This is a genomic window from Micromonospora antibiotica (assembly GCF_017599305.1).
GTDB lineage: Bacteria > Actinomycetota > Actinomycetes > Mycobacteriales > Micromonosporaceae > Micromonospora > Micromonospora antibiotica.
In genome coordinates this window covers 690,564-716,343 of the sequence record NZ_JAGFWR010000002.1, presented here as the reverse complement: position 1 = coordinate 716,343, position 25,780 = coordinate 690,564, and the positions used below count along the sequence as shown (strand labels likewise).

The 25,780-nt window shown below is 73.2% G+C and carries 24 protein-coding genes; 15 read left to right on the top strand and 9 right to left on the bottom strand.

Annotation, left to right across the window (positions count from 1 at the left end; genetic code table 11):
* Window positions 1-26 precede the first annotated feature (26 nt).
* From JQN83_RS08100 to npdG, 6 genes are all read left to right on the top strand, one after another.
* Window positions 27-1,793 (top strand): class I adenylate-forming enzyme family protein, encoded by a 1,767-nt coding sequence (locus JQN83_RS08100; protein ID WP_208566408.1) that lies wholly within the window; start codon window positions 27-29, stop codon window positions 1,791-1,793.
* Entirely contained in the window at window positions 1,790-2,782 is a 993-nt protein-coding gene (locus JQN83_RS08095; RefSeq protein WP_208566407.1) for an LLM class flavin-dependent oxidoreductase, read from the top strand. The genes JQN83_RS08100 and JQN83_RS08095 overlap by 4 nt, the downstream gene beginning before the upstream one ends.
* 15 nt (window positions 2,783-2,797) lie before the next feature.
* Complete coding sequence (locus JQN83_RS08090) at window positions 2,798-3,769, top strand: enoyl-CoA hydratase/isomerase family protein (RefSeq protein ID WP_208566406.1); 972 nt, start codon at window positions 2,798-2,800, stop codon at window positions 3,767-3,769.
* An 8-nt stretch (window positions 3,770-3,777) separates the two neighbouring features.
* On the top strand, window positions 3,778-4,761 hold the full coding sequence (locus JQN83_RS08085) for an LLM class flavin-dependent oxidoreductase (RefSeq protein WP_208566405.1): 984 nt from the start codon (window positions 3,778-3,780) through the stop codon (window positions 4,759-4,761).
* Window positions 4,758-5,093 carry a VOC family protein gene (locus JQN83_RS08080; RefSeq protein ID WP_208566404.1) on the top strand — a complete coding sequence of 112 codons (336 nt, stop codon included), beginning with the start codon at window positions 4,758-4,760 and terminating at the stop codon, window positions 5,091-5,093. Before JQN83_RS08085 ends, JQN83_RS08080 begins: the two co-directional genes overlap by 4 nt.
* Window positions 5,094-5,383: 290 nt before the next feature.
* Window positions 5,384-6,046, top strand: coding sequence for an NADPH-dependent F420 reductase (gene npdG / locus JQN83_RS08075; protein WP_208566403.1), 663 nt, complete (start codon window positions 5,384-5,386; stop codon window positions 6,044-6,046).
* Window positions 6,047-6,183: 137 nt separating this feature from the next.
* On the opposite strand, the gene JQN83_RS08070 is transcribed toward npdG, so the two are convergent.
* The 3 genes from JQN83_RS08070 to JQN83_RS08060 all read right to left on the bottom strand — a co-directional run bounded on the left by JQN83_RS08070 (window position 6,184) and on the right by JQN83_RS08060 (window position 8,652).
* Window positions 6,184-6,843: an HNH endonuclease family protein gene (locus JQN83_RS08070; RefSeq protein WP_208566402.1), complete on the bottom strand. Its 660-nt coding sequence runs from the start codon at window positions 6,841-6,843 to the stop codon at window positions 6,184-6,186.
* A 100-nt stretch (window positions 6,844-6,943) separates the two neighbouring features.
* Window positions 6,944-7,843, bottom strand: a complete 900-nt coding sequence (locus tag JQN83_RS08065; RefSeq protein ID WP_208566401.1) for an RNA polymerase sigma-70 factor — start codon at window positions 7,841-7,843, stop codon at window positions 6,944-6,946.
* Between the two features lie 65 nt (window positions 7,844-7,908).
* A complete protein-coding gene (locus tag JQN83_RS08060) occupies window positions 7,909-8,652 on the bottom strand; it encodes an SDR family oxidoreductase (protein WP_208566400.1) in 744 nt (247 codons plus the stop codon).
* A 399-nt stretch (window positions 8,653-9,051) separates the two neighbouring features.
* Between JQN83_RS08060 and JQN83_RS08055 the strand changes: the two genes are divergently transcribed.
* The 6 genes from JQN83_RS08055 to JQN83_RS08030 all read left to right on the top strand — a co-directional run bounded on the left by JQN83_RS08055 (window position 9,052) and on the right by JQN83_RS08030 (window position 13,771).
* Entirely contained in the window at window positions 9,052-9,846 is a 795-nt protein-coding gene (locus JQN83_RS08055; RefSeq protein WP_208566399.1) for a dienelactone hydrolase family protein, read from the top strand.
* A gap of 102 nt (window positions 9,847-9,948) precedes the next feature.
* Entirely contained in the window at window positions 9,949-10,218 is a 270-nt protein-coding gene (locus JQN83_RS08050; protein WP_204926518.1) for a GlsB/YeaQ/YmgE family stress response membrane protein, read from the top strand.
* 113 nt (window positions 10,219-10,331) lie between these two features.
* Window positions 10,332-10,601: a metal-sensitive transcriptional regulator gene (locus tag JQN83_RS08045; protein ID WP_204926517.1), complete on the top strand. Its 270-nt coding sequence runs from the start codon at window positions 10,332-10,334 to the stop codon at window positions 10,599-10,601.
* 127 nt (window positions 10,602-10,728) lie between these two features.
* Entirely contained in the window at window positions 10,729-12,129 is a 1,401-nt protein-coding gene (locus JQN83_RS08040) for an MBL fold metallo-hydrolase (RefSeq protein ID WP_208566398.1), read from the top strand.
* Between the two features lie 149 nt (window positions 12,130-12,278).
* On the top strand, window positions 12,279-12,878 hold the full coding sequence (locus tag JQN83_RS08035; RefSeq protein WP_208566397.1) for a rhodanese-like domain-containing protein: 600 nt from the start codon (window positions 12,279-12,281) through the stop codon (window positions 12,876-12,878).
* The gene (locus JQN83_RS08030) at window positions 12,875-13,771 is read left to right on the top strand and encodes a sulfite exporter TauE/SafE family protein (RefSeq protein WP_208566396.1); all 897 of its coding nucleotides are present in this window, start codon (window positions 12,875-12,877) and stop codon (window positions 13,769-13,771) included. Before JQN83_RS08035 ends, JQN83_RS08030 begins: the two co-directional genes overlap by 4 nt.
* 25 nt (window positions 13,772-13,796) lie before the next feature.
* Here the strand turns inward: JQN83_RS08030 and JQN83_RS08025 are convergent, their stop codons facing one another.
* The 3 genes from JQN83_RS08025 to JQN83_RS08015 form a co-directional block, all read right to left on the bottom strand.
* Window positions 13,797-18,590: a caspase family protein gene (locus JQN83_RS08025; protein WP_208566395.1), complete on the bottom strand. Its 4,794-nt coding sequence runs from the start codon at window positions 18,588-18,590 to the stop codon at window positions 13,797-13,799.
* The gene (locus tag JQN83_RS08020) at window positions 18,587-18,946 is read right to left on the bottom strand and encodes an effector-associated constant component EACC1 (RefSeq protein WP_208566394.1); all 360 of its coding nucleotides are present in this window, start codon (window positions 18,944-18,946) and stop codon (window positions 18,587-18,589) included. Before JQN83_RS08020 ends, JQN83_RS08025 begins: the two co-directional genes overlap by 4 nt.
* Window positions 18,947-19,108: 162 nt before the next feature.
* The gene (locus JQN83_RS08015; protein ID WP_208566393.1) at window positions 19,109-20,395 is read right to left on the bottom strand and encodes a PucR family transcriptional regulator; all 1,287 of its coding nucleotides are present in this window, start codon (window positions 20,393-20,395) and stop codon (window positions 19,109-19,111) included.
* Window positions 20,396-20,478: 83 nt separating this feature from the next.
* Between JQN83_RS08015 and JQN83_RS08010 the strand changes: the two genes are divergently transcribed.
* A complete protein-coding gene (locus JQN83_RS08010; protein ID WP_208566392.1) occupies window positions 20,479-21,570 on the top strand; it encodes a ferredoxin reductase in 1,092 nt (363 codons plus the stop codon).
* A gap of 14 nt (window positions 21,571-21,584) precedes the next feature.
* Window positions 21,585-22,730 (top strand): fatty acid desaturase family protein, encoded by a 1,146-nt coding sequence (locus tag JQN83_RS08005; protein WP_208566391.1) that lies wholly within the window; start codon window positions 21,585-21,587, stop codon window positions 22,728-22,730.
* 29 nt (window positions 22,731-22,759) lie between these two features.
* Here the strand turns inward: JQN83_RS08005 and JQN83_RS08000 are convergent, their stop codons facing one another.
* Window positions 22,760-23,776, bottom strand: a complete 1,017-nt coding sequence (locus JQN83_RS08000; protein WP_208566390.1) for a hypothetical protein — start codon at window positions 23,774-23,776, stop codon at window positions 22,760-22,762.
* Between the two features lie 277 nt (window positions 23,777-24,053).
* On the opposite strand from JQN83_RS08000, the gene JQN83_RS07995 reads away from it, so the two are divergent.
* Window positions 24,054-24,374 carry a DMT family transporter gene (locus JQN83_RS07995; protein ID WP_208566389.1) on the top strand — a complete coding sequence of 107 codons (321 nt, stop codon included), beginning with the start codon at window positions 24,054-24,056 and terminating at the stop codon, window positions 24,372-24,374.
* 193 nt (window positions 24,375-24,567) lie between these two features.
* Here the strand turns inward: JQN83_RS07995 and JQN83_RS07990 are convergent, their stop codons facing one another.
* Both JQN83_RS07990 and JQN83_RS07985 read right to left on the bottom strand, forming a co-directional pair.
* Window positions 24,568-24,747 (bottom strand): hypothetical protein, encoded by a 180-nt coding sequence (locus JQN83_RS07990; protein WP_208566388.1) that lies wholly within the window; start codon window positions 24,745-24,747, stop codon window positions 24,568-24,570.
* 204 nt (window positions 24,748-24,951) lie between these two features.
* Window positions 24,952-25,665 carry a polyamine aminopropyltransferase gene (locus tag JQN83_RS07985; protein ID WP_208566387.1) on the bottom strand — a complete coding sequence of 238 codons (714 nt, stop codon included), beginning with the start codon at window positions 25,663-25,665 and terminating at the stop codon, window positions 24,952-24,954.
* Between the last annotated feature and the right edge of the window lie 115 nt (window positions 25,666-25,780).

The following is a 25,780-nucleotide window of genomic DNA, read 5'->3' as shown; positions in this document are numbered from 1 at the left end:
GTGGCCCGGTGAATGAGGGTGACCCGGTGAGCGCCGGCAACCTGGTCGGCATCCTGGAGGGCCGGTGCGCCGACCGGGCCGACCTGCCCGGCCTGTACGGCGAGGACGGCAGGTCGTGGACTTTCGACCAGATCGACCTGCTCGCCGGGGGTGTCGCCGCCGCGCTGCGGGCCGAGGGCGTCGGCCCCGGCGACCGGGTCGCCTGCTACCTGACCAACGGGCCCGAGATCGTGTTCCTGCTCTTCGGGGCCTGGAAGATCGGCGCGGTGCCGGTCACCGTCAGCAGCCTCTACAACGCCGCCGAGCTGGCCGAGTCGGTGGCCAAGACCGCGCCCCGGCTGCTGCTGGTCGACGACCGTCGCCCCGACGTGGTCGCCGCGTTCCTCGCCACCCGGGCTGCCGCCGGAGACGCCACCCGGGCCGCCCCCGGGGACGACGACGCCGACGGCACCGGGGCGGGTGACGTCGCCGCAGGTCTCCCGGTGCGCTCCGTCACGGCGTCGCTGGCCGGGGTGCCGGCGTTGCCGTGGCGGCGGGAGGTGCGGGTCACCGGCGTCGAGGTCGGGCCGGAGGCCGAGGCGTGCATCCTGTTCACCGGCGGCACGACCGGACGACCGAAGGCGGTCAGCGTCACCCACGGCGGGACGCGGGAGTCGCTGATGCGGCTGGCCCGGGTCACCACCGGCACCGGGGCCGAGGGCACCGCCGCGCCGGACGCCAGGCCGAACCTCATCGCCCTGCCGCTGTTCCACAGTGGCGGCCAGCACGCGCTGCTGTTCGCGTACTTCGTCGGCCGGTCGGCGGTGGTCTGGGAACGCTTCGGCGTCGACCGGCTCGCCGACCTCATGGCGCGGTTCGGGTTCGACAACCTCTTCCTGCTGCCCACCATGGTCTTCGACATCGTGCACGCCGACCGGGACCTGCCGTTCACCGGGGTCAAGTCGGTCCTGGTGGCAGGGCAGGCGATCTCCTGGCCGGTGCGGCGCGCGTTCGAGGAGCGCTACCGGGTGCCCATCCTGGTCAACTACGGCTCGACCGAGGCCGGGCACATCGCCGGCTGGACCGGCCGGGACATGAAGGCCGGCCGGTGGAAGCCCGGCTCCGCCGGCCGGGTCTACCCGGGCGTCGAGTTGGAGATCCGCGACGACACCGGCACCGCGCTGCCGTCCGGCGCGCAGGGTGAGGTGGTGGTCCGCTCCGCCCTGACCCGGGGGTACGTCGACGACGACGCCGCCTCGGCCGAGCTGGTCCGCGACGGGTGGGTGCACACCGGCGACATGGGCTACGTCGACGCCGACGGGGTGCTCTTCCTGGTCGGCCGCAAACGGGACATGATCAAGTGCGGGGGTTTCCAGGTCTGGCCCGAGGAGATCGAGGACGAACTGCGGGCCCATCCGCTGGTGCGCGACGTCCGGGTGCTCGGCCGCCCGGACGACCGGCTGGGTGAGATCCCGGTGGCGCTGGTGGTCCGGGCCACCGACGGCACGGTCGACGACACCGACCTTTCCGCGCGGCTCGTCGCGTACGCCCGGGAGCGGCTGGCCCACTTCAAAGCCCCCCGGCGCATCGAGTTCGTGCCGGCCCTGGAACGCAGCGCCACCGGCAAGATCAGCCGCGTGGCGGACCCGGCGGCGCAGCCGGCCGGGGCCGGGGCGACGGTGCCGTCGCCCGACCCGACCGACGCCGACCGCGCGGCGGCCGCCGCACCGGCGGCGGACAGCATCGCCTCCGTGGCGGTGTCCCGGCCGGACGACGGCCGGACCAGCCGACCGACAGCTAGGGGGAGCCGATGAGGTTCGGCATCATGGCGTCGCACCAGTACCCACCCGGCGACGACCTCCGCAGGCACCTCGACGACCTGTTCGGCACTGTCGAACTGGCCGCGGAGCTGGGCTACGACTCGGTGTGGACGATCAACCACTTCCAGTCCAACCTGGCCACCCCGCAGCCGATCTCGATGCTGGCGAGCCTGATCCCGCGCTCGGGGGACATGCTGCTCGGCACCGGCATCCTGCTGCTGCCGATGTTCCACCCGGTGCACGTCGCCGAGGAGTTCGCCACCCTGGACCACCTCTCCGGCGGGCGGGTGGTCCTCGGCGTCGGTGCGGGCTACCGGGACAACGAGTTCGCCGCCTTCGGCGTCGACCCGGAGAGCCGGTTCCGCCGGTTCGACGAGAGCCTGCGGCTGATCCGGGCGCTGTGGACCGGAAAGCCGGTCACCCACGACGGGGAGTTCTATCCGCAGGTCGACGCCACCATCGGCATCCCGCCGCTGACCCCGGGCGGCCCACCGATCTGGATCGGCGCCGGGGGCAAGAAGGCGGTCCGGCGGGCCGCCCGGCTCGGTGACGCCTGGTACGCCCCGGGCAACTCCCCGAGCCGCCGGTTCCTGCCCGAACACCTGGCCGTCTACAACGAGGCGCTGGCCGAGTACGGGCGGGACCCGGCGACGGTACAGCGGCCCGTCGGCGTGGAGCTGTACTGCGCGCCGAGCACCGAACAGGCCGTCGCGGAGGCGCTGCCGCACGCCCGGGTCGAGTACTCGACGTACGCCGAGTACCCGGCGCTGCGCTGGCAGCGGGACCGCTTCGACGAACTGGTCCGCAACACGCTGCTGCTGGGCTCGCCCGAATTCCTCGTCGAGCGGATCAGCGCGCTGCGGGACCTGGGCTTCGACCACCTGATCTTCCGTCCCGGGTGGCTCGGGATGCCGACCGACAAGCTCCGCGCCTCGCTGCGGCTGTTCGCCACCGAAGTGATCCCCGCCTTCCGTACCACCTGACCTAAGGAACCCGCCGTGAAGAAGACCGAAGCCGAGCTGCTGGAAAGCCAGTGGGACGTCGAGAACATGGAGGTCGACCCCGAGGTCCTGGCGAAGTACGTCCGCTACGACGTCGACGAGGAGCGGGCCGTCGCCACCATCACCTTCGACCGCCCGGAGCGACTCAACGCCATCCCGGTGGCCGCCTTCGAACGCGTCGGCGACCTGGTGAAGGAGGCCGAGACCGACGACCGGGTCAAGGTCATCGTGTTCACGGGGGAGGGGGAGCACTTCGGCACCGGCGCCGACGCCGCCGAACTCGGCCACTACATCGGCTACAAGACCGGCACCGACAAGGCGTCCCGGCGGCGACCCGCCCAGCGGCAGCGCATCCTGCCCGACCGCAACGTGCTCAGCTCCGGCTTCACCCGGCCGATCATCGAATCGCTCAAGGCGACCATCTGCCAGGTGCAGGGCTACTGCTACGGCGGGCACTTCCAGATCGCGCTCTCCGCCGACATCGTCATCGCCTCCCCGGACGCCCGGTTCACCCACCCGGCGTTCCGCTACCTGGGGCCCGCCCCGCAGGACATGTACCACTGGATCGAGAAGGTCGGCCTGACCACGATGAAGGACGTCATGCTCACCATGCGGGCGATCGGTGCCGAGGAGGGCGAACGCAAGGGCCTGGTCACCAAGGTCGTACCCCGTGAGGACCTGCAACGTTGGGTCGACGACTACGCCGACGCGATCGCGGTGATGCCGCTGGACTCGCTGATGATGGGCAAGTCGATGATGCAGGTGGTGATGGAGGCCCGGGGCAAGGGTCTCGGGGCGATGACGGGTTGGGTCGGGCACGGCTGGGCCACCAACGTCAGCTTCGCCGAGGGGGACTGGAACTTCCTCAAGGAGCGCCGGGAGAAGGGCATCGGGCAGGCGCTGGCCGACCGGGACCGGCTCGTCGCCCCGTACTTCCGGCTCAGCGACAGCCGGTCGCGGGAAGAGTAGGCGACGGCGTGAAGTTCGGCATCCTGCTCGACCACCAGTACGCCCCCGGCGACGACCTGGGGCGGCGCATCGGTGAGACCGTCGAGTACGTCCAGCACGTCCGCGACCTGGGGTACGACTCGGTCTTCGGCATCCACCACTACCTGTCGTCGCTGAGCACCCCGCAGCCGCTGCCGCTGCTGAGCCGGCTCATCGACCACTCCGGGACGATGCAACTCGGCACCGGCATCCTCATCCTGCCCCTGGGCCACCCGGTGCACTGGGCCGAGGAGATCGCCACCATCGACCAGATGTCCGGCGGCCGGTTCGTCCTGGGCATCGGGTCGGGCTACCGGGACGCCGAGTTCACGTCGTTCGGTATCGAACGGCGTACCCGGGTGTCCCGGATGAACGAGGCCCTCGCCGTGATGCAGCAGCTGTGGACCGGGGAGCCGGTGCACCACGAGGGCAAGCACTTCACCCTGGACGGGGTGCGGTGCAGCGTGCTGCCGGTGCAGCGCCCGCACCCACCGGTCTGGGTGGGCGCCAACGGCCCGACCGGCATCGCCCGGATCGCCCGGCAGGGGCTGCCCTGGCTGGCCCCGTCCAACGTGCGCCGCAACTGGGCCGTCGGCAACCTGGCCGACTACCGCGAGCAGCGACGGGCCGCCGGCTTCGACGAACGGGACGCGGTCTTCCCGATCCACCGGGACCTGTGCGTGGCAGACTCCGCCGAGGCCGCGTTCGCCGTCGCCGGTGACGCGGTGAAACGCTCCTACGGCGAGTACGTCCAGTACGGCATGGACTTCTTCGAGTCGCAGTGGGACGCGATCAAGGAGAAGGCGCTCTTCTTCGGCTCGCCCGACGACATCGCCGCCAAGATCCAGGATTTCGCCGACGCCGGCTACAACCACTTCGTGTTCCGGGCCCAGTGGCTCGGCCTGCCGATCGAACGGTCGATGGAGATCGTCGAGCGGTTCGCCCGCGAGGTCATGCCGAGGTTCCGTCCATGAGGATCGGTCACGTGATCGTCCCCGCCGACGACCTGGACGCCCAACTCGCCTTCTACACCGCGCTCGGGTTGACCGTGAAGTTCCGCGACGGCGACCGGTACGCCGCCGTCACCGACGGCACGGTCACCATCGGCCTCGCCGACGCCACCCAGCAACCCGTCGCCGGCCGCACCGTGCTCAGCATCCAGGTCGACGACCTCGACGCCTGCCTGGCCGACCTGATCGCCGCCGGCGCCACCGCCACCGACCCGGTGACCGGCCCCCACGAACGCCGGGCCCTGGTCACCGACCCCACCGGCAACCCCCTGACCCTCTACCAACCCCACCCCTGACCCACCCCCACCCCCAAACCCAAACCCACCCCTGACCCACCCCCACCCCCAAACCCAAACCCACCCCTGACCCACCCCCACCCCCAAACCCACCCCGCCCCACCCCCGCCCCCCGCCCCTGCTCCGGTGATCAAGAGAAAAACGTCAGGAATGATCTCCACGATGACGTAAACCTCTTGATCAACTGACGCAAATCTCTTGATCACCGCGACGGCGGGGTAGGGCGTGGGACGGAAGGGGGGCGGCGGGACGGAGATCGGGGCGGGCGGTGGGACGAGAAGGAGACGTACGTGAGTGTGAGTGACGAGCTGCGGGACCGTACCGTCGGCGTGCTCGGCGGGACCGGGCCGCAGGGGCGGGGGTTGGCCCGGCGCTTCGGGGCGGCCGGGTTGGACGTCGTGCTGGGGTCGCGGGACGCCGGGCGGGCCGCGCAGACGGCCGCCGGGTTGCCCGGCCGGGTCCGGGGCGGGTCGAACGCCGACGCCGCCGCGCAGGCCGACATCGTGGTGGTCGCGGTGCCGTGGGACGGGCATGCCGAGCTGGTCACCACGCTCGCCCCGGCGCTGGCGGGGAAGATCGTCGTGGACTGCGTGAACCCGCTGGGCTTCGACAAGCAGGGCGCCTATGCCCTGCCCGTCCCGGAGGGCTCCGCCGCCCAGCAGGCCGCCGCGATCCTCACCGGGTCACGGGTCGTCGCCGCGTTCCACCACGTCTCCGCCGTACTCCTGGAGGACCCGGATCTCGACACGGTCGACACCGACGTGCTGGTGCTCGGCGACGACCGGGAGGCCACCGACCTGGTCCGGGCGCTCGCCGACACCATCCCGGGGGTACGGGGCGTGTATGGCGGGCGGCTGCGCAACGCGCACCAGGTCGAGGCGTTCACCGCCAACCTCATCTCGGTCAACCGGCGCTACCGCGCCCACGCGGGCCTGCGGATCACCGACGTGTGATCCGGTCCCGGCAGAGGGAGCAGACGGCACGGATCTCCCCCGGACCACCGCCGGGGTCACGGTCACCCGGTTCGCTGGCCCCGGCGTTGCACGTCCGCGTCGGGGCGGCGTCGGGGGGCGCGGGGCGACGGGGTCGCTCAGTACGCGTAGGTGACTGAGACGGTGGCGTTGGGGCAGCCCCCGGCCAGGCTGGTCAGGGCGCTCCTCTCGACGCTGTCCACGGTGAGCCGCCAGCGGATCTTGGTGGCCACCCACTCGGTGACGTACCGGCACCGGGCGGCGGCGTACGGCGGCAGCCAGCTGGCCGGGTCCTGGTCGCCCTTGGACTGGTTGACGTTGTCGGTGACGGCGGCCAGCGGGCGGCTGTCGCCGAGATCGTTGGCGTACGCCTGGCGGCGGCTGGTGCTCCAGGTGCGCGCGCCGGAGTCCCACGCCTCGGCCAACGGCACCATGTGGTCGATGTCGAGGTCACCGGTGGCGGTCCAGGAGGCGTCGTCGTAGTAGGAGTACCAGCGTCCTCCGGTCAGTGTGCAGGTGCCGGTGACGGTGGGCGCGCTGACCGCCTCGGCGAGCAGCACCTCGTTGCGGGTGGTGCAGCCGTCGCCGTCGGCGTCGATCCAGTGCGGGAAGAGGTCGCGGCTGTAGCCGGTGCGGTTCTCGGCGGCGACGGGCAGGCCGGCGACGGCGGTGGTCAGCGGGGCGGAGTAGCCGGCGGCCTCGGCGGGGTGGGCGAGGCCGAGCGTGGCGGCGAGGACCGCGGTGGGGATGGTCGCGGCGGCACGCAGGCGTCGGTTCATGGGTGCTCCGTCCGGTCAGATGCTCCGTTGCCACATGTATAGACGGAAGTCGAATGGTCGGTCTACCGGTCGTTGCGTGAACGGTGGCGGAAATCGCCGGTCAGCGTCGGGCCGGCAGCCGACCCAGCTTGTCCGGGTTGACCACCAGCAGGAGCCGTTCGATGCCCCGGGCCGAGGTGTCCACCGTGATCAGGGTGACCGGGCGGTCGGTGGCGACCAGCACCGCCGGGCCGCCGTTGACCTCGACCAGGTCGACCGTCGTCGCCCGCCAGTACTTGCGTCGCACGTTGTCCAGGAAGTTCGTCACCCGGGCCACCCCGCACACGTCCAAGCGGGCCGCGTGTACCCGGCCGCCGCCGTCGGCACGGGCCACCACGTCGGCGGTGAGCAACCGTTCCAACGTGGTCAGGTCGCCGTCGCGGGCCGCCCCGAGGAACGCCCGGGTCAGCTGCCGCCGTCGCTGCGGCGGGGCGGGCGCGGACCCCGCCACGGCGAGGTGCCGCCGGGCCCGACTGGCCAGCTGCCGGGCGTTCGGCTCCGACGTGCCGAGCACCTCGGCGATCTCCCGGTACGGGTAGTCGAACGCCTCGCGTAGCACGTACGCGGCCCGTTCGGCGGGAGCCAGCCGTTCCAACAGCAACAGCACCGCCACGTCCAACGCGGCCGCCCGTTCCGCACCGAGGGTCGGGTCGGCACTCGTGTCGACCGGCTCGGGCAACCACGGCCCCACGTACGTCTCCCGGGTGGCGCGGGCGGAGGTGGCCGCGTTCACCGCCAGCCGGGTGGTGGTCGTGGTGAGGAAGGCCGCCGGGTTGCGTACCCCGCTGCGGTCGGTGCCCTGCCAGCGCAGCCACGCCTCCTGCACCACGTCCTCGGCTTCGACGACGCTGCCCAGCATCCGGTAGGCCAGCCCGAACAGCCTCGGCCGCACGTCGAGGAACGCGGCCAGGTCGGCCGGTGCGACGGCCGGTGGCTCGTCGGCGGCGGCCCCGGTCGTCATGGACCCACCGTAGGCGGTACGCCGCGGGGGCCCGACGTCACCCGACGCCGGGCCCCCGCAACGGGTCAGCGTGCGCGCCACTGCGCCAACCGGGTGCCACCGGTACGGGCGGCGTCGCCGAGCGGGACCAGCGACTGCTCCGCCAGTAACGCCCCGAAGTAGCGCCCCTGCGGGTCGGTGACCACCGGCCGGGGGTCACCGGCGGCGGTCAGCGTCTGCCGGCCCAGCTCGTCCAGGCGCAACCGCTGCGGCCCGGCCAGCTCCACGATCCCGTCGACCGGTGCGCCGGCCGCGATCTCGGCCAGCGCCGTCACCACGTCGTCGGCGGCGATCGGCTGGATCAGCGCGGGCGGCAGGCGTACCTCGTCGCCCGCCACGGCGGACTCGACGATGGCCGGCACGAACTCGAAGAACTGGGTGGCGCGCACCACCGTCCACGGGATGTCCGCCCCGGCGATCAGCGCCTCCTGCGCCACCTTGGCCCGCATGTAGCCGCTGTCCGGGATGCGGTCGGCGCCGACGATCGACAGCGCCACGTGGTGCCGTACGCCGGCCTTCGCCTCCGCCTCCAGCAGGGTGCGGGTGGACGTCTCGAAGAACGTCAGGACGGCGGTCTCCTCGAACGACGGCGAGTTCGACACGTCCACCACGACGTCGGCGCCGTCGAGCGCCTCGGCCACCCCCGCGCCGGTGAGCGTGTCCACCCCGGTACGGGGGGAGGCGGCCACCGTGTCGTGGCCCTGCTGCCCGAGCAGCGCCACCAGCCTGCTGCCGATCAGTCCGCTGCCCCCGATGACGACGATCTTCATGGTCGGTCCACTCCCTGTCTGCCCGTGGCGGTCCCACCGCCCCTGCACCACCAACGACCGGGCAGACCCCCGATCCGTGACAACTCCGGCCCGGCACGCCGTCCACCTGGCGGTTTGCCGAACGCAGTCGGGCCGCCGACGCCACCCACGCGGGTCGCTGGCCTGCGGTCACCCGTCCGTCGCCGCGCTGCTGTACCGGTCACCCGTCCCTCGCCGCGCTGCTGTACCGGTCACCCGTCCGTCGCCGGGCTGCTGCCGCCGGTCACCCCCGTCCGTCGCCGGGCCACCCCGCCGGGCACCCCGTCCGTCGCGGGGACGCCGTGCTGTGTTCCGTCGGCTGTTCGCGCACCGGGTAGCGTTCCCGCGGTGGGTGCGCCGGCACCCGGGTGAGGAGACACCATGGCGGGCACGACGACGGTGGAGGTTCCGACCAGTGACGGCGCGGCCGAGGCGTACCTGGCCCGGCCGGACGGGGACGGGCCGTTCCCGGCGGTGCTGTTCTTCATGGACGCCTTCGGGTTGCGTCCCCGGCTCGCCGAGATGGCCGAGCGGATCGCCGCGCGGGGTTACCTGGTGCTGGTGCCGAACCTGTTCCACCGTGCCGGTCCGATGCCGCGCGTCGACCTCGCCGACCTGGCCGATCCGCAGCGGCGCGGCGAGCTGTTCGGCCGGATCGTGCCGCTGATCACCGCGCTCACCCCGGAGCTGGTGGCCCGGGACGCCGGGGCCTACCTGGACTTCCTCGCCGCCCGCGACGACGTCGCGGCCGGGCCGGTGGCGATCGTGGGGTACTGCATGGGTGGTACCAACGCGTTGCGGGCGATCGAGGCGCACCCGGACCGGATCGCGGCGCTGGCCAGCTTCCACGCCGGCCGGGTCGTCACCGACGCGCCGGACAGCCCGCACCGGGGAGTCGGCACGGTCACCGGTGAGCTGTACTTCGCCCACGCCGACCGGGACGATTCGATGACCGCCGACGACATCGCGGCGCTGGAGGGGGCGCTCGACGCCGCCGGGGTCGCCTACCGCTCCGAGGTGTACGCCGGAGCCCCGCACGGCTTCACGATGGCCGACACCGCCATGTACGACGAACAGGCCGCCGAGCGGCACTGGACGGCGTTGTTCGACCTGTTGGAACGGACCTTCCGGGGATCGGCGCGGCGTTCGGATGACGGTCCCCACGCGAGCGCATGACAGTCGCGTGACATTTGGTCCGTGGCGTCCCGTCGTGGTTTCACCGCCCGCCCACCCGGGGCAGAGTCCAGATCGACAGCGACTCGCGGAGGGACGACACACGTGGAAGTACAGGGCTTCTTCACCGCCATCATCATCGGTCTGATCATCGGTGCCCTGGGTCGCCTCGTGGTGCCCGGGAAGCAGAAGATCTCGATCCTGCTGACCCTGGCCATCGGCGTGGTGGCCGCGATCCTCGGCACCCTGCTCGCCGGCGCGCTCGGGGTGGACGACACCCGGGGTATCGACTGGATCGAGCTGTTCCTCCAGGTGGCCTTCGCGGCCGTCGGCGTCGCCGTTCTCGCCGGCACGTACGGCCGACGTCGGCACTGACCCGCACCCCCTCGCGTCGGCCCGCCCTCTCCCCGGGGCGGGCCGACGCGGCCGTTTCGGGCGGGTGGCGGTTCGGGTACCCCCGGGGGTATATTGGTGGCAGGAGGTGCACCGTGAAACTGCGACCGGAGATGACCGGCGACGCGTTGACCCGGCTCAAGCGGGCCCGGGGTCAGCTCAACGCCGTGATCGAGATGATGGAGAACGGCGAGGACTGCCGGGAGGCGTTGACCCAGCTCGCGGCGGTCTCCAAGGCCATCGACCGGGCCGGCTTCAAGATCATCGCCTCCGGGATGCGGCACTGCGACGCGGCGCGTGGGCGCGGTGAGACTCCCGAGATGACCGAGGCCGAGCTGGAGAAGCTCTTCCTGGCGCTGGCCTGACCCGCGAACGGCACCCCGCCCGGCCCGCCTGAGCGCGCTCCGGGCGGGTACTCCGTACCCCCGGAACACGAACACCCGTCTGCCCGTTATATACCCCCAGGGGTATAAGTGAAAAGAGAGGTTTGTCATGACTGTTGAGGTGACGGTGCTCAGCACGTCCTCCCTCGGCGACCGCAGCTACCTGGCCTCCGACGGCCGGGTGGCGGTCGTGGTCGACCCGCAGCGCGACGTCGACCGCATCCTGCGCCTGGCCGGCCAGCGCGACGTCCGGATCACCCACGTGGTGGAGACCCACCTGCACAACGACTACGTCTCCGGCGGCCGGGAACTCGCCCGGCTCACCGGGGCCGAATACCTGGTGGCCGCCGCCGACCAGGTCGGATTCCCCCGGACCCCGGTCGACGACGGCGACGAGGTGCCCGTGTCGGACACCCTGCGGCTGCGGGTGGTCGCCACCCCCGGCCACACCTTCCACCACCTGTCGTACGTCCTGGACACCGTCACCGACGACGGCTGGCAGCCGGTCGGCGTGTTCACCGGCGGCTCCCTGCTGTTCGGCACCACCGGCCGCACCGACCTGCTCGGCCAGCAGCACGCCCACGAACTCGCCCACCGCCAGCACACCTCCGCCCGACGGCTGGCCGACCTGCTGCCCGACGGCACCCAGGTCTGGCCCACCCACGGCTTCGGCAGCTTCTGCTCCGCCACCCAGGCCGACGCCCCCGACTCCACCATCGGCCGGGAACGGCAGGTCAACCCGGTGCTCCGGCTCGCCGCCGACGACTTCGTCACCGACATCCTCGCCGGCCTGGACGCCCACCCGGCGTACTACGCGCACATGGGGGCCATCAACGCCGCCGGTGCGCCGCCGATCGACCTCACCCCGGCGACCCGCGCCGACGCCGGGCAACTGCGCGAACGGATCGCCGCCGGGCAGTGGGTGGTCGACCTGCGGCACCGCAAGGCGTACGCCGCCGCGCACCTGGCCGGCACGGTCAGCCTCGGCCTCGACGGGCCGATGTCCACCTGGCTCGGCTGGCTGATCGACTGGGGCACCCCGCTCACCCTGCTCGCCGAGACCCCGGAACAGATCGCCGAGGCCCAGCGGGAACTGGCCCGCATCGGCATCGACCGGCCCGCCGCCCAGGCCACCGGCGGCCCCGAGCGGTGGGCCGCCGACCCCGGACAGCTCCGCGAGCAGCCCACCGCCGACTTCGCGGCCCTGGCCGCCGCCCGCGTCGGGAACCCGCCCGCCGGGCTGCCCGCCCCGCAGGTCGTCCTGGACGTGCGGATGACCAACGAGTGGACGGCCGGGCACCTCACCGACGCCGTACACGTCCCGCTGCCCGAACTGTCGGCGCGGCTCGCCGAGATTCCCCCCGGCGCGATCTGGGTGCACTGCGGCTCCGGCTACCGGGCCAGCGCCGCCGCGTCCCTGCTGGCCAACGCCGGCCGGACGGTGGTCGTCGTCGACGACCGGTTCGACCGGGCCGCGGCGACCGGCCTCACCCTCACCACCCCCGCCTGAGCCCCCGGCACCGGCCGGTGGCACACGTCCCCGCCCGGCACGCCGTCGGTCGGCCCGTCCCACCGGGACCCCACCGCCACCCTGACCCCACCGCCACCCCGGCGACCGTGACCCCCACCGCCACCCCGGCGGACCCGAAACGAGGAGAGATGGACCCTACCGACCCCACCCGCGAGGCCACCGTCGACACCGACACCCTGCGTGCCCTGGTCGACTCCGGCCGGGCACCCCGGCTGCTGGACGTCCGCACGCCGGCCGAGTTCGAGACCGCGCACATTCCCGGCGCCTACAACGTTCCGCTCGACCTGCTCCGCGAGCACCGCGACGAACTACGACGACACCTCGACGAGGAGGTGGTGCTGGTCTGCCGCTCCGGCGCACGGGCCGGCCAGGCCGGTCAGGCGCTCGCCGCCGCCGGGCTACCCCACCTGCGGGTCCTCGACGGCGGCATGCTCGCCTGGGAGAAGACCTCCGCACCGGTCCGGCGGGGCACCCCGCGCTGGGACCTGGAACGGCAGGTACGCCTCGTCGCCGGGTCGGTCGTGCTGGTCAGCGTCCTCGGTTCGGTGCTGGTGCCGGGCCTGAAGTGGGTCGCCGCGCTGATCGGCGGCGGGCTCACCGTCGCCGCCCTCACCGACACCTGTGCCATGGGCATGCTGCTGGGCCGGCTGCCGTACAACCGGGGTGCCGGATGCGACCTGGACGGTGTCGTCGCCCAGCTGCGCGGTGACACCGGACGGCAGGGGTGAGCGCCACCCTGCCGCTGACCGTCGGGTTGGCCGTGCTGATCGGGGTCAGCCTCGGCCTGCTGGGCGGCGGCGGTTCCATCCTGGCCGTGCCGCTGCTGGTCTACGTCGCCGACCTGCCGGTACGGGAGGCCATCGCCACCTCCCTGCTCGTCGTCGGTGTCACCAGCCTCGTCGGGGTGCTGCCGCACGCCCGGGCGCACCGGGTCCGTTGGCGTACCGGGCTGGTGTTCGGGCTCGCCGGCATGGCCGGGGCGTACGCCGGTGGGCGGCTTTCCGGTCACCTCCCGCCGACGCTCCTGCTCACCGGTTTCGCGGTGCTGATGCTGGCCACCGCCGCCGCCATGATCCGGGGTCGACGCACCACCGGGGAGGCGGCCGGGCCGCGCGAGCTGCCCCTGGCCCGGGTGCTCGCCGACGGGGCGGTGGTCGGGCTGGCCACCGGCCTCGTCGGGGCGGGCGGGGGATTCCTCGTGGTGCCGGCGCTGGCCCTGCTCGGCGGCCTGCCCGTGCCGGTCGCGATCGGCACCTCGCTGCTGGTCATCGCGATGAAGTCGTTCGCCGGCCTCGCCGGCTACCTCTGGACCGTCGACATCAACTGGCCGCTGGCGGCCGCCGTCACCGTGGCCGCCGTGCTCGGCAGCCTGCTCGGCGGGCTGCTCACCAGCCGGGTGCCGGCCGACGTGCTGGGCCGGTCGTTCGGCTGGTTCGTGCTGGTCATGGGCGGCTTCGTGCTGGTCCGGCAGCTGCCCGGCGGGGTGCGGGCCGACCCGGCGCTCTGGACCGGGCTGGCCGGCCTCGCGGTCGGTGCGGTGCTCGCCGCGCTGGCCTGTGCCCGCCGGTCGCCCGGCGCACCGGTCGGCGTCGACCGGGGGTCGACCCGACCCGCCGGCTGACCACCCTGTCCGGGGCGGGCACCGGTCACCGGGGGCGGCGCAGGTTGCGCATCTTCTCCATCCCCTGCCGGGACCGGATGCTCCGCAGCAGCTCGGTGGTCACCTTCCGGAAGTGGCTGCACTGCTTGCCGAACTCACCCACCGACTCGTCCTTGCACGACTGCAGGAGCCGGTCGGCGTACTCCAGCCAGCTCTTGCCCTCCCACGGGCACGGGCCCTCGATCGGGTCGGCGGACTGGGTCAGCTCCGCGGCCAGCAGGATCGCCCGGGCCATCAGGAACCGGGTGACCGGGGTGACCCGGCCGGCGAGGTGGACCTGCTGGAAGACCCGGCACCCGTCGAAGAAGTGGAAGGCCCGGCCGGCCTGCTCGGGCTGCCGGTGCAGCTCGGCCATCCGCAGGTAGACCGCACCGAGGCCACGCAGGAGCTGGACCTCGGTGAAGTTCTCCCGCAGGAAGTCGGCGATCGTCGAGTGGGCCTCGTCGGTCACCTCCCGGTCGGCCAGCGGATGCACCCGGGGGGAGGTGTCGAAGAGCTGGTGCAGCTGGTCGGCGAACCGGCTGCCCTCGGCGATCCGCCACACCCCCGGATCGGCGAGGCTGGTGACCACGGCGTCGCCGCTCCACCGCCGGTTGAGCATCGCCGCGACACCGGCGGTGTAGCCGTCGCTGCTCATGATCTCGCCGGCGACCTTCTCGACGTCGGCCCAGTCGATCTCCCGGGCCAGCTCCAGGTCGACCCGGGTACGCAGGATCACCAACTGCTCCAGGAACGGCCCCTCCCGTTCCTCGGCGGCGAGCAGCTCACCCGCCTCGACCAGCAGCGGACGGGGGTCGGGATCGTTGCGGGGCCAGGAGAACTGGGCGTAACCGACCACCGCCTCCACCATGGCCAGCCCGTGCCGCAACCGTCCCCGACCGTCGGGGGCGGTGACGGTCAACCGTCGGTAGGCCTCGATCGCCCGCCGGTACTCCCAGATGTAGCGGTGGAACTCCGCCCGGACCTCCAGCACCCCCGGGTGGTCCGGCCAACGCTGCTCGGCGGCCCGGATGAGATCCCACACCGCGCTGTTGTCGACGTCGTTGCGTCGGGTCACCCCCTGCTCGTCCCGGTAGGTCTCCAGCACCCCCAGCCACCGCCGGTACTGCCGCTCCAGCCCCACCTCCATCTGCAACAGCTCGATGGAGTGGCTGAACCGCCGCAGGTGACCGTCGAGCTTGTCCCGGCGCACCCGGTAGAGCCGACCGATGTTGGTCAGCCGTTCCTGATGCGGGATGCTGCTGACGTCGCGCCCCTCCGGGGTGGAGGCGGCCAGCAGGTTGCCCTCGTTGCTCCACCGGGCCCGGTGGCACCACAGGTCGAGCACCGCGTGGTGCCAGGTGGTGTGCTCCTGGTCGGCCAGCCAGGACTGCACCTCCCGGATCCGACGCAACAGCTTCTGGTCCCGGACCCGGGTACGGGGTGCGTCGCCGCGTGCCGGCGTGTCCACCTCGGCCCGCCAACCCCCCAACTCGCGTTGGATGCGCAGCTCACGCAGCAGCGACTGGGCGCCCGGCTGGTCGCCGTGCGCCCGTCTGGCGCACTCCAGGGCGGTCTCGGCCTCGGTCGTCGCGTCCCCGAACCGGTTGTTGCGGCGCAGGCAGTGCGCGACGAACAGGTGCACCTCCGCCTCGATGCCCGGCAACAGCGCGAACTCCCCGGCGGTCAGCACCAGGGCCATCGTCTGCTTCGCGGCCTCCAGTTGGCTGACCACGTCCGGGTCGCCGCGGTGCACGGCGTGCAGCAGCCGCCACACGTACATCCGGGTGTCGCTCGGCCACCGGCCCGGCGAACCCCACGACGACGTCAGCGCCTCGACGACCCGCCGGCCCGTCGCCGACTGGTCGGCGAAGGTCGGCTGCTCGGCGACCAGCAGCGTCGCCACCCCGCACAGTCGCATGCTCCACAGACCCCGGTCGCTGTCCGACGCGGACAGGGCCAGTCCCTCCTCGACCGCGGCCGTCGCCTCGGACAGCGTCGTCACCCGGTCGGCCAGGCGGTGCTGCCCCCGGGCCCGGCCGCACAGCAGCCGGTGGCGCATCTGCAACACCGCGAACCGGTCCCGCAGGGTCACCGGTTCGGGCATCAGGTCGAACAGGGCGAAGGCGGTGCCGAGCGCGGCCTGCGAGTCGGTGACCCGTCCCGAGGTCAGCTGGAGGTCGACGGTGTTGAGCAGCCAGGAGATGGCCACGTTGATCAGGTCGGGTCGGCTGCCGCCGGCCGCCCGGGCGCACTCGGCCAGCACCGGCGCGGCCCGCTCCCGGGCCGGCAGCAGGCTGGTCCCCGCCCGCAGCCGACGGCCACCGATGAACAGCGCGGTGTCGATCGACTTCAGCAACCGGTGTGACAACGCGTCCCGGTCGGCCTGCCCGATCGCCTCCGCGACGGCGTCGGCGGCGGCCACGAACGCTTCGCGTACCTGCTGGGTCTGCCCGGTGGCCCGCATCGCCTGGTTGAGCTGGGCGGCACCGGCGACCACCGGATAACCGGAGGCGCGCACCGGCCGCTCGGAGCGGGTCTCTCCGCCGTCCGACGGTGACTCGGCGTCGGCCGGCGTGCCGACCGGGTCGGCGGCGGACGGCGCGGTCGCGGCCTCCAGCAGCACCGGGCTGAACGCCGCGTCGCCGGAGTGCGCGGCGGCGAGCTTGGTCAGTGTCTCCCGCAGCCGGGGATACCCGCCCACGGTCTCGTCGAGGCAGCCGATCGCCCGGTCGATGCCTTTCATGACGTGCCGGTCGGCGTTGGCCGGGTGCCGTTGCCGCTGTGTCAGCACCGCCATGACCAGGGCGAACATCGCCTCGGCGACCGGTTCGTCGAGCTGGTCGGGGGTCAGTTCGGCGCCGTCGACGAGGGCCCGGCCGTAGACGTTGCCGCCGCCGGTGCCGCGCAGGGTGGCGGTCAGCGCGTTGCTCAACGCGTGCCGGGTCGACCGGCCCAGGTCGAGCCAGAGCGTGCCGTCGTGCTCCTGCTGGGTGAGGATGCGCGCCTCGACCAGGTGGTGGGTGGCCATCGCGGTGAGCCCGCACCCCATCGACTCGAGCAGCTCGGAGGACATCCACAGACCGTCGGTGACGGCCCAGGCGGTCAACACGGCCAGCGCGCCCGGTCGACCCCGTCCGCCGTCGGTGCCGGTCCACAGCGCGAAGCAGTCAACGTCCCGCAGACCCGCGCCGACCGTCGCGGCGGAGCGGCGCAGCAGCGCGTCGACCAGGTGCTCGACACCGGCCTGTTCGATCCGCTTGTTGAGCACGTCGTTGGCGAGCTCGTCGATCCCGTTGTGCAGCACCCCCGGCAACCGGACCAGCTTGTCGTCCAGCTCCGTCCAGAGCCGCCCCTCGGCGAGCCCGGCGATGGTCAGACCGCCGCCGTACACCGGGTCGGAGAGCACCTGGTCGACCAGCGCGGTGGCCTCGTCCTCGCTGAGTTCCCGCAGCTGGATCACCGGCAGGTAGCGCAGCCGGCCGTCGCCGCTGACGCTGACCGGTGCCCGGGTCGCCACGATGACCAGCGCCTGGTCGAACACCGGCAGCTCCAGCAGCCGCTCCAGCTCGGCCCGGACCACCTCCGGCGTGGTGCCCAGCCGGGACCCCTCCACGAACAGGATCAGCCGACGCCGGTGCAGCTGCTTCTGCAACTCGTCGACCAGGGTCAGCCGGACCGCCTCCGGGTAGTCCACGCCGTAGTCGGTGACGTCGTCGATGGTCACGTCGAGTTCCCGGGCGAGCACCCCGAGGACCGGCTCGGGCGCACTGCTGTTGGGAATGTCCAGCCGCAGCAGGGCCACGTCGGCGACCCGGTCGGCCTGCTCGGCGAAGCGGGCCAGCACCTCGTCGACGAAGTACCGCTTGCCCGCGTGCCGGGGCCCGACGACCGGCAGGACGGCACCCTGCTTCCCCAGGCTGGCCGCTCCCCGGGCCAGCTCCGGGACCCGGCCCTCGAACGGCACCTGACGCGTCGGCCAGGCACTCTCGAAACCGGCCCGGTCGCTGTGCTCACCGGAGACCCCCGGCGGCCGGCGGGGGAACGGCACCGGCCGTTTCTCCGGCGGTCGCCAGGCCACGTTGCGCACCCAGCCCCGGTCGAACTCGGCCGGGCTCCGGGCCGGTCGGGGATAGCCCGCGCCGGCCAGCAGATCCCCGGCCTCCCGCAGCACCTCCGCGGGCGTCAGCCACTGCGCCGCATCCGCCCGGCCGTGGGCGAGGACGTCCAGCAGCGCCCTGGTGAACGGGGTGTGCAGCTCCTCCGGGCCGGCGTCCAGCGCCGGCCCGCTGCGGACGGCCGCCAGCAGTTGCCAGCCGCTGAGTTCCTCGTCCACCCGGAACGGCTCCGCCGGCAGGGCGGCGCTGGCGTTGCCCGCGTGACAACAGTCGAGGATCAGCAGCCGGTGCCGGGCACCGGCCCCCTGCGCGGCGGCCACGAAACCCTCCACCGGGAACTCGGTGCCGGGGTTGTCGGTGGCCTCCCGGGGCAGCAGCCGCATCGACCGGCCCACCCGGACGGCGTGGCCGGCGTAGTAGACCACCAGCACGCCGTCCTCGCCGACCAGTTGCGCCGCGTCCTCGACGTAGCCGGCCAGGTCGTCGGCCGACGGGTCGTGCACCACGTTGATCCGCCGCCTCGGCAGGCCCCACACGGCGGGGTCGGCGAACGCGGTGGCCAACGCCTCGATGTTGTCCCGCGCGGCAGGCACGGTCAGCGCCAGGTGGTCGTACCGGCTGACGCCCAGCAGGACGGCGCGGGACTTCGTCGGGTCGAAGCGTGGTTGGTGCGCAGTGGTCACCGCAGGCCCTGCCGGAGCACCGCGATGACGTCCTCGGCCGAGCCGCTCGCCTCGATCTTCACCTCCCGGGTGCCGTCCGGGCTGTCGGTGAGGGTGACCGTGACGGTGGTCTCCGCACCCCGGCGGGCGCCGCGTCGGGCCTGGAACCAGTCGTACACCGCCTGGATCACCACGGGCAGCAGGACGTCCTGGCCGACGAACTCCAGCACCTCGGCCGCGCCCAGGGTGCCCGGTTCGGGGGCGGTGTGCAGCAGCCGGACCCGGGCGTCACGCAGCTCCGGATCGGCCGCCAACTCGTCGCGAAGGTCGTGCACCGGCGACTCGTCGGAGGCCGAGACGGAGAAAATCAGACGCATGCCGCCATCATGGCCCACGTCCTCGCGCGCTGTCAGCCGCCGGACGCGTTCCTGTCGTCCTGTCGACACAGTCACCCCGACCGTCCACTGCGGCCGGTCCCGGTGACCGAGGTGGTGGGACGCCGGACGGTCCCTCGTGGAGCGCGGTCGCGGCGTCCCGCCTCACGGCCGCCGGGCCTCGGACGAAGGCGTAGGCGCGGTGGCCGGTGGGTGCTCGGCGGGCCCGCCGTCGCCCTCGGCGGGGGGGAACGCCAGCGCCACCGTCAGGTCGAGCACCGTGCCGGGCTCGTGCAGCCGGTCGCCGTACAGCTCGCGCAGCCGACCCATCCGGTAGCGGACCGTCTGCGGGTGCACGAACAGGTCGGCGGCGACGTCGTCGCGGCGGCCCTGGTGCAGCAGCCAGGAGCGCATCGTCTCGGCCAGCCGCGCGGCGGTCGCCGGGGAGAGGTCGGCCAACGGCGCGAGCACCTGGGCGCGCAGGTCGGCCAGCGCCTCCGGGTCGGTGTGCAGCACCAACCGGGCGAGGTGCTGCTCGGTGTCCAGCGCGGTGCCGTCCGCCGGTCGCGGCACACCGAGCATGAGCGCCTTCAACACCCGCTGGTACGACCGGGCGACCGCGACCCAGGGGCGGGCCGGCCCGAGCACCGCGCGGTGCCCGTGCAGCACCGTGCCGAGCTGCCGACGCCGGCTGCCGTGCATGTCGGGTACGAGCAGCAGCGTCTCCTCCTCGGCCCACTGCGCCCCGGGCAGGTCCTCGCCGCTCTCCAGGGTGTGCGGGGGCAGCACCGCGAGCACCCCGCGCAGGCTGCTGCGGGGCAGCACCACCACGGTCAGGGTCTGCGGCGGGGACCATTCGGCCCGTTCGGCGCTGCGCCGTAGTACCTCCTCCGGATCACCGGCGAGCAGGTGCTGGGTGAGCCGGTCCAGGTCGCGCCGCCGGGCCCGGCCGACGTTGGCCAACTCGTCGGAGTGGCCGGCGACACTGGCGGCGGAGAGTTCGTCGATGTAGGCGAACATCAGCTCGGCGAACTCGGCGACCGTCTCGGCGGACAACCCGCTGCGCACGGTGGTGGTGGAGACCTCCCGCCAGGCCACCCGGGCCCCCACCCGGTACGCGGCCAGCAGCGCGTCCATGCTCCGGCCGGCCCGCGCCTCCCCGGCGCCCAGCGCGTACGCGGCCTCCAGCGCCCGGCTCAGGGGGGTGCTCGGGTCGGCCGCCCCGGCCCGCTCGATGAGCTGGAGGAAGGTGCCCAACGCCACCCGTACCGCGTTTTCGATCTTCTCGCGCATCTGGCCGGTGAGGGTGCCGGAGTAGGCGGTCACCTCGGCGGTGATGGTGGTGACGGTGTGCGCGGCGACCATCGGCAGCCGGCCGCGTAACCGCTCGGCCACCTGGGCGTCGAGCTCCAGTCGACCGCCGAGCTGACCGGCTGCCCCTGATTCCGGCATGTTGTTCCCTCCGCACAAGTTACCGCATCGGATTCACCTTCCTTGGTCAAGATGTTATGCGGAATAGCGAGGACTCTGGGGTCATGACCACCACCGTCCCGCATCCCCCGGCGAAGACGTCCGTCCGGGACCGGCTCCTGCGGTTGGCCGAGACGGTCACCACCCCGCTGCTGCCGGCGGACTACCTCGACCTGGTCGCGCCGCTGCGCGCCGGGGCCGCCCTGCGCGGGCGGATCGTCGCCGTCGACCGGGAGACCCGGGACGCGGCGACCCTCACCATCCAACCCGGCCGCGACTGGCGTGGCCACCTCCCCGGCCAGTACGTCCGCCTCGGCGTCGACGTCGACGGGGTGCGACAGTGGCGGGCCTACTCGGTGACCTCCGCCCCGGACCGTCCCGACGGCCTGATCAGCGTCACCGTCAAGGCCATCCCCGACGGCCGGGTCAGCAACCACCTGGTCCACCGGACGCGGGTGGGCACCATCGTCCAGCTCGACCAGGCGACGGGCGACTTCGTCCTGCCCGACCCGGTCCCGGCCCGGGTGCTCTTCCTCACCGCCGGCAGCGGCATCACCCCGGTGATGGGCATGCTGCGCTCCGGCGTGCCCAGCCGGGCCGACGTGGTCGTGGTGCACTCCGCGCCGACCCCGGACGACGTGGTGTTCGGCGGGCAACTGCGTGCGCTGGCCGCCCAGGGCGGCATCCGGCTGGTCGAGCGGCACACCGACCGGGACGGCCTGCTCGGCGTCGACGAGCTGGCCGACCTGGTGCCCGACCACCTCGACCGGCAGACCTGGGCGTGCGGCCCGGTCGGGATGCTCGACGCGGTGCAGGAGCACTGGGCGGCGGCCGGCGTCGCCGACCGGCTGCACACCGAGCGGTTCCGGCCGACGGTCATCGCCCCCGGTGAGGGTGGCACCGTCACCTTCACCCGGGCCGGCCTCACCGTCGCCGCCGACGGCGGCACCCCCATCCTCGACGCCGGTGAGGCCGCCGGGGCGCTGATGCCGTCCGGTTGCCGGATGGGCATCTGCTACGGCTGCGTGCTGCCGCTGCGCCAGGGCGCGGTGCGCGACCTGCGCGACGGGACCCTCACCACCGCGCTGCCCGGCGACGGTGTGCTCATTCAGACCTGCGTGTCGGCGGCGGCCGGTACCTGCGACATCGATCTCTGACCAGGAGGCCGGACGTGACCGTCATCCAGCACAAGCCCGTCAACCCGATCGCCCACCTGAGTGCCGAGGACATCGAGATCCTCGGCAAGGAGCTCGACGCCATCCGGGACCGGGTGCTCGCCGAGCGCGGCGAGAGCGACGCCGCTTACATCCGCAAGGTGATCAAGACGCAGCGGACGCTGGAGATGAGCAGCCGCGCGGTGCTGCTCTTCTCGCTCTTCCCGCCGGCCTGGGTGGTCGGCACCGCCGGCCTGGCGGTGGCCAAGATCCTGGAGAACATGGAGATCGGCCACAACATCCTGCACGGCCAGTACGACTTCATGCGCGACCCGAAGATCCACTCCACCACCTGGGAGTGGGACCACGTCTCCCCGGCCGAGCAGTGGAAGCACTCGCACAACCAGCTGCACCACACGTACACCAACGTGCTGGGCAAGGACAACGACCTCGGGTACGGCATCATGCGGGTCGACGAGGACCAGAAGTGGTACCCGATGCACCTCGGCCAGCCGCTGTGGAACTTCCTCAACGCCTGCTTCTTCGAGTACGGCATCGCCGCGTACGACCTGGAGCTGGGCCGCAACCTGCGCAAGGGCCGGCACAAGACCCCCGAGTTCCGGGCCCGGCTGCGCGGGGTCGGCCGCAAGATCCGCCGCCAGGTGCTCAAGGACTACGTCATCCACCCGCTGCTGTCCGGCCCGTCCTTCCTCAGCACCCTGGCCGCCACCTTCACCGCGAACCTGATCCGCAACCTGTGGAGCCACTCCGTGATCATGTGCGGGCACTTCCCCAACGGGGTGGAGACGTTCTCCAAGACCTCGATCGAGGGGGAGACCCGGGGTGAGTGGTACCTGCGGCAGATGCTCGGCTCGGCCAACATCAGCGGCAGCCGGCTGATGCACGTCATGACCGGCAACCTGTCCTTCCAGATCGAGCACCACCTCTTCCCCGACCTGCCCAGCAAGCGCTACCAGGAGATCGCCCCGCAGGTGCGGGCACTGTTCGACAGGTACGGGCTGTCCTACACCACCGGCCCGCTGCCCAAGCAGGTCGCCTCCGCCTGGTGGAAGGTCATCCGGCTGTCCCTGCCCAACCGTGGGGCGGCCCGGCCGACCACCGACGAGCGCCCGGCCCGCGCCCTCGCCACCTCCGGCGTCTGACCCCGCGGCCGGGCCCGCCGCGTGGCCCGTCAGCAGCCGGTCCAGCGCACCGGGGTGAGCCGGTCACCCACGGTCCAGCCGACCACCATGCCGTTGTCCGCGATCGCGCCCGCCCGGACGAAGCGGATCTTGTTGGTCACCCCGGGCAGCGGCGTCACCCGGTCACCGTGCCCCACCGCCGACTCGCCGAGCACCACACCGCTGGCCGTCACGCCGTAGATCCGCCACCCCACCGCCGGATGGACCGGCGTCGCCGCCCCGGTGCGCAGGTTCCAGCGCTGAGGGGTCCCGTCGCCCTCCTCCGGGGTGTCGTCCACCCCACCGGCGGCCCAGTCACCCCGGCCCGCGCTCGCCCAGGCGCGGGGTTTGCCGGGCACGCTGAGCCAGCGGATGCCGCCGTCGGGGCGACGTACCCAGCCCGCGTAGCTCGGCGGTCCGGACGGCCCGACCGAGGTGCCGACGACGCTGCCGTCGTCCAGGACCGCGTTGGCGATCCCGTCGGTCAGCGGCCCGACCGTCTCGACCGCATCCGGCCGGTCAGCCGGCCACCGCAGCGGGAGCTGGGTCTCGGTGGCCTCCACCGAGCCGTGTCCCACGATGTCGCCGCGTGCGTTGATCCCCTCGGCCCAGACGTTCGAGACGGTCCCCGGGACGGGTAGTTCGGTGAGCAGGCCGTCCTGGTAACGCCAGGGGCGGTACGTCGCGGACATGGACCCGTTGCCGATCACCACGCCGGCCGGGTTGATCCCGGTGACCTCTCCGGCCAGCGGGGTGTCCACGGCGGTGACCCGGTTGCCCTGCCAGAGCAGCAGGACCTGCTCCCACACCCCGTCGGTGATCCGGGTGCCGATGCCGGCGACGAACCGGCCCGTCGGGTCCACCGCCTGGGCCTCGCCGTGCGTCACCCCCGCCGGCAGCGGAAGCGGATGCAGCGCGCAGTACCGCAGGCTGTCCCGGCGTGGGTCGGCCGCCGCCGTCCCGGGCAGGCCCAGTGCCGCGGTGAGCAGGCCGACCGCAGCCCCGGCGAATACTCGTTGACCGATCATGGTGGCTCCTTCGGACGTGGTGGTCCCGGCATCCGCCCGGCCCGCCACGTCGGCCGGACCCGGCGCGACCGGCGCGGGTGGGTCCGGCGTACCGGCCCGCCCCGGTGTGTCGGCCGGGCGGACCGGACGACGGTGCTGCCTGTATGACGGTCGGGGTCGGGGCCGGGTTACGCGGTGTCCGATACGCGACCGGCCCCGCCGGGCCGTCCCGCGTCGGACCCCGCCGGGCCGTCCGGGGCGGTGCGCGATCATGGGGGTACGCGGCGGAGGGAGTGAGATGGCCTACGTGTTCCTGCTGATCGCGATCAGCGCCGAGGTGGGCGGCACCAGCCTGCTCAAGGCGACGCAGGGGTTCACCCGGCTCTGGCCCACGGTCGGGCTGGCCGTCGCCTACCTGCTGGCCTTCGGGATGCTCGCGCTGGCCGTCCGGGACATCCCGGTCGGGGTGGCGTACGCGATGTGGTCGGGGCTGGGTACCGCGGCGATCGTCGCGATCGGCGCGGCCTTCCTCGGCGAGCCGTTGAGCGCGTCGAAGGTGATCGGGGTGGGCCTGATCATCGGGGGAGTGGTGGTACTCAACCTCGGCGGGGCGCACTGAGCCGGCCGCCTCGCCCTCCGGCCCGCAGCCGGGGGCCGCTGGCGGGGTGCGTGCGGGTCGGCACCGGATCGCCCGGGTCGGCACCTCCCGGTGCCGCCCGGTGGGAGCGGCGGCCGGTGCGACGCCACCGGGGAGGCGGCGGGACCCGGGCCCACACGGCGGGCCCGGGTCCGTGCGTGGTTACCGGCGTCGGCTAGCGGCGGCCTGCGGAATGCCGGTGCACCGCCTGCCGTCCCCGCAGGAACGCCAGCACGATCACCACCAGCAGCGCGACGAGACCGATGATCGCCAGCCAGCGGACCGCCTCCAGGAGCAGCCCGAGCAGGATGAGCGCGCCGCCGACGACACCGACGACGAAGAGCATGGCCCGCATGTCCACCTCCTCTGACAGCACTGACCGGGCGGCATTCCCGTTTGCCGCCGCCGTACGCCTCGACGGCGTCGCGTCGCGTGCCCCGTGGGCGGTGCGCCACCTCCCGGTGGGCCGGCGTGGCCGGTGCCGGACCGGGCCCGAGCCGACCGGTGCCCCTGGGCCGGCCGCAGCGGTGGGACGGGCGTCGGGCGGGTCGCCGCAGGCTCAGCGCCGGGCGACGTAGACGGTGTTGGCGGACTCCCCGCCGGTCAGCGGGTTGGCGAACGGGACGACGTGGGCCTGCCAGGTGGGGAACACCTCGGCGAGGACCCGGCCGAACGCGTCGTCCGGCGGGTCGTCCGACCAGAGCGCGAACACCCCCTCGGGCAGCAGCAGGTCGGCCAGCCGGCGGAGGCCGTCAGGGGTGTAGAAGGCGGCGTGGCTGGGGTGCAGCACGTTGCGGGGGGAGTGGTCGACGTCGAGCAGCACCGCGTGGAAGCGGCGGCCGGGCTGGTCCGGGTCGAAGCCGACGCCGGCGGCGACGGTGGCGAAGAAGTCGGCCCGCACGAACCGGGTCCGCGGGTCCGGGGCGAGGCCGGCGGCGAAGGGGAGCAGTTGGCGGCGGTGCCAGTCGATGACGTCCTCGACCGTCTCCACCACCAGCACCGAGCGCACCCGGGCGTCCTCCAGGGCGGTACGCGCGGTGTAGCCGAGGCCGAGGCCGCCGACGACCACGTCGAGCGGCTCGTCGGCCAGCGGGGCCAGGCCCAGCCGGGCCAGTTCGATCTCGGCGACCGGAAAGAGGCTGGACATCAGGTACTCGTCGTCGAGCTTGACCTCGTACACGTCGACGTCGAGTGCGGGGTCGCGCCGTCGGCGCAGGCTGATGGCGCCGATCGGGGTCTCCCGCCAGGCCAGTTCCTCGAATCGCACGCCCACCCGGCCACCCTTCCACCGTCGTCGTGCCGGGATGCTACCGGGGCGACCGGTTCGGACCGGTGTCGGCTCGCGCACGCCCGCCGGACGGGGTCCGCCCCGGCCGGCTCCCGGCCCC

Bases quoted from the DNA above. Each gene is read 5' to 3' on its own strand.
- JQN83_RS08095 (WP_208566407.1), top strand. From the start codon at position 1,790: ATGAGGTTCGGCATCATGGCGTCGCACCAGTACCCACCCGGCGACGAC.
- JQN83_RS08080 (WP_208566404.1), top strand. From the start codon at position 4,758: ATGAGGATCGGTCACGTGATCGTCCCCGCCGACGACCTGGACGCCCAA.
- JQN83_RS08070 (WP_208566402.1), bottom strand. From the start codon at position 6,843: ATGAACCGACGCCTGCGTGCCGCCGCGACCATCCCCACCGCGGTCCTC.
- JQN83_RS08065 (WP_208566401.1), bottom strand. From the start codon at position 7,843: ATGACGACCGGGGCCGCCGCCGACGAGCCACCGGCCGTCGCACCGGCC.
- JQN83_RS08060 (WP_208566400.1), bottom strand. From the start codon at position 8,652: ATGAAGATCGTCGTCATCGGGGGCAGCGGACTGATCGGCAGCAGGCTG.
- JQN83_RS08055 (WP_208566399.1), top strand. From the start codon at position 9,052: ATGGCGGGCACGACGACGGTGGAGGTTCCGACCAGTGACGGCGCGGCC.
- JQN83_RS08040 (WP_208566398.1), top strand. From the start codon at position 10,729: ATGACTGTTGAGGTGACGGTGCTCAGCACGTCCTCCCTCGGCGACCGC.
- JQN83_RS08035 (WP_208566397.1), top strand. From the start codon at position 12,279: ATGGACCCTACCGACCCCACCCGCGAGGCCACCGTCGACACCGACACC.
- JQN83_RS08020 (WP_208566394.1), bottom strand. From the start codon at position 18,946: ATGCGTCTGATTTTCTCCGTCTCGGCCTCCGACGAGTCGCCGGTGCAC.
- JQN83_RS08015 (WP_208566393.1), bottom strand. From the start codon at position 20,395: ATGCCGGAATCAGGGGCAGCCGGTCAGCTCGGCGGTCGACTGGAGCTC.
- JQN83_RS08010 (WP_208566392.1), top strand. From the start codon at position 20,479: ATGACCACCACCGTCCCGCATCCCCCGGCGAAGACGTCCGTCCGGGAC.
- JQN83_RS08000 (WP_208566390.1), bottom strand. From the start codon at position 23,776: ATGATCGGTCAACGAGTATTCGCCGGGGCTGCGGTCGGCCTGCTCACC.
- JQN83_RS07995 (WP_208566389.1), top strand. From the start codon at position 24,054: ATGGCCTACGTGTTCCTGCTGATCGCGATCAGCGCCGAGGTGGGCGGC.
- JQN83_RS07990 (WP_208566388.1), bottom strand. From the start codon at position 24,747: ATGCGGGCCATGCTCTTCGTCGTCGGTGTCGTCGGCGGCGCGCTCATC.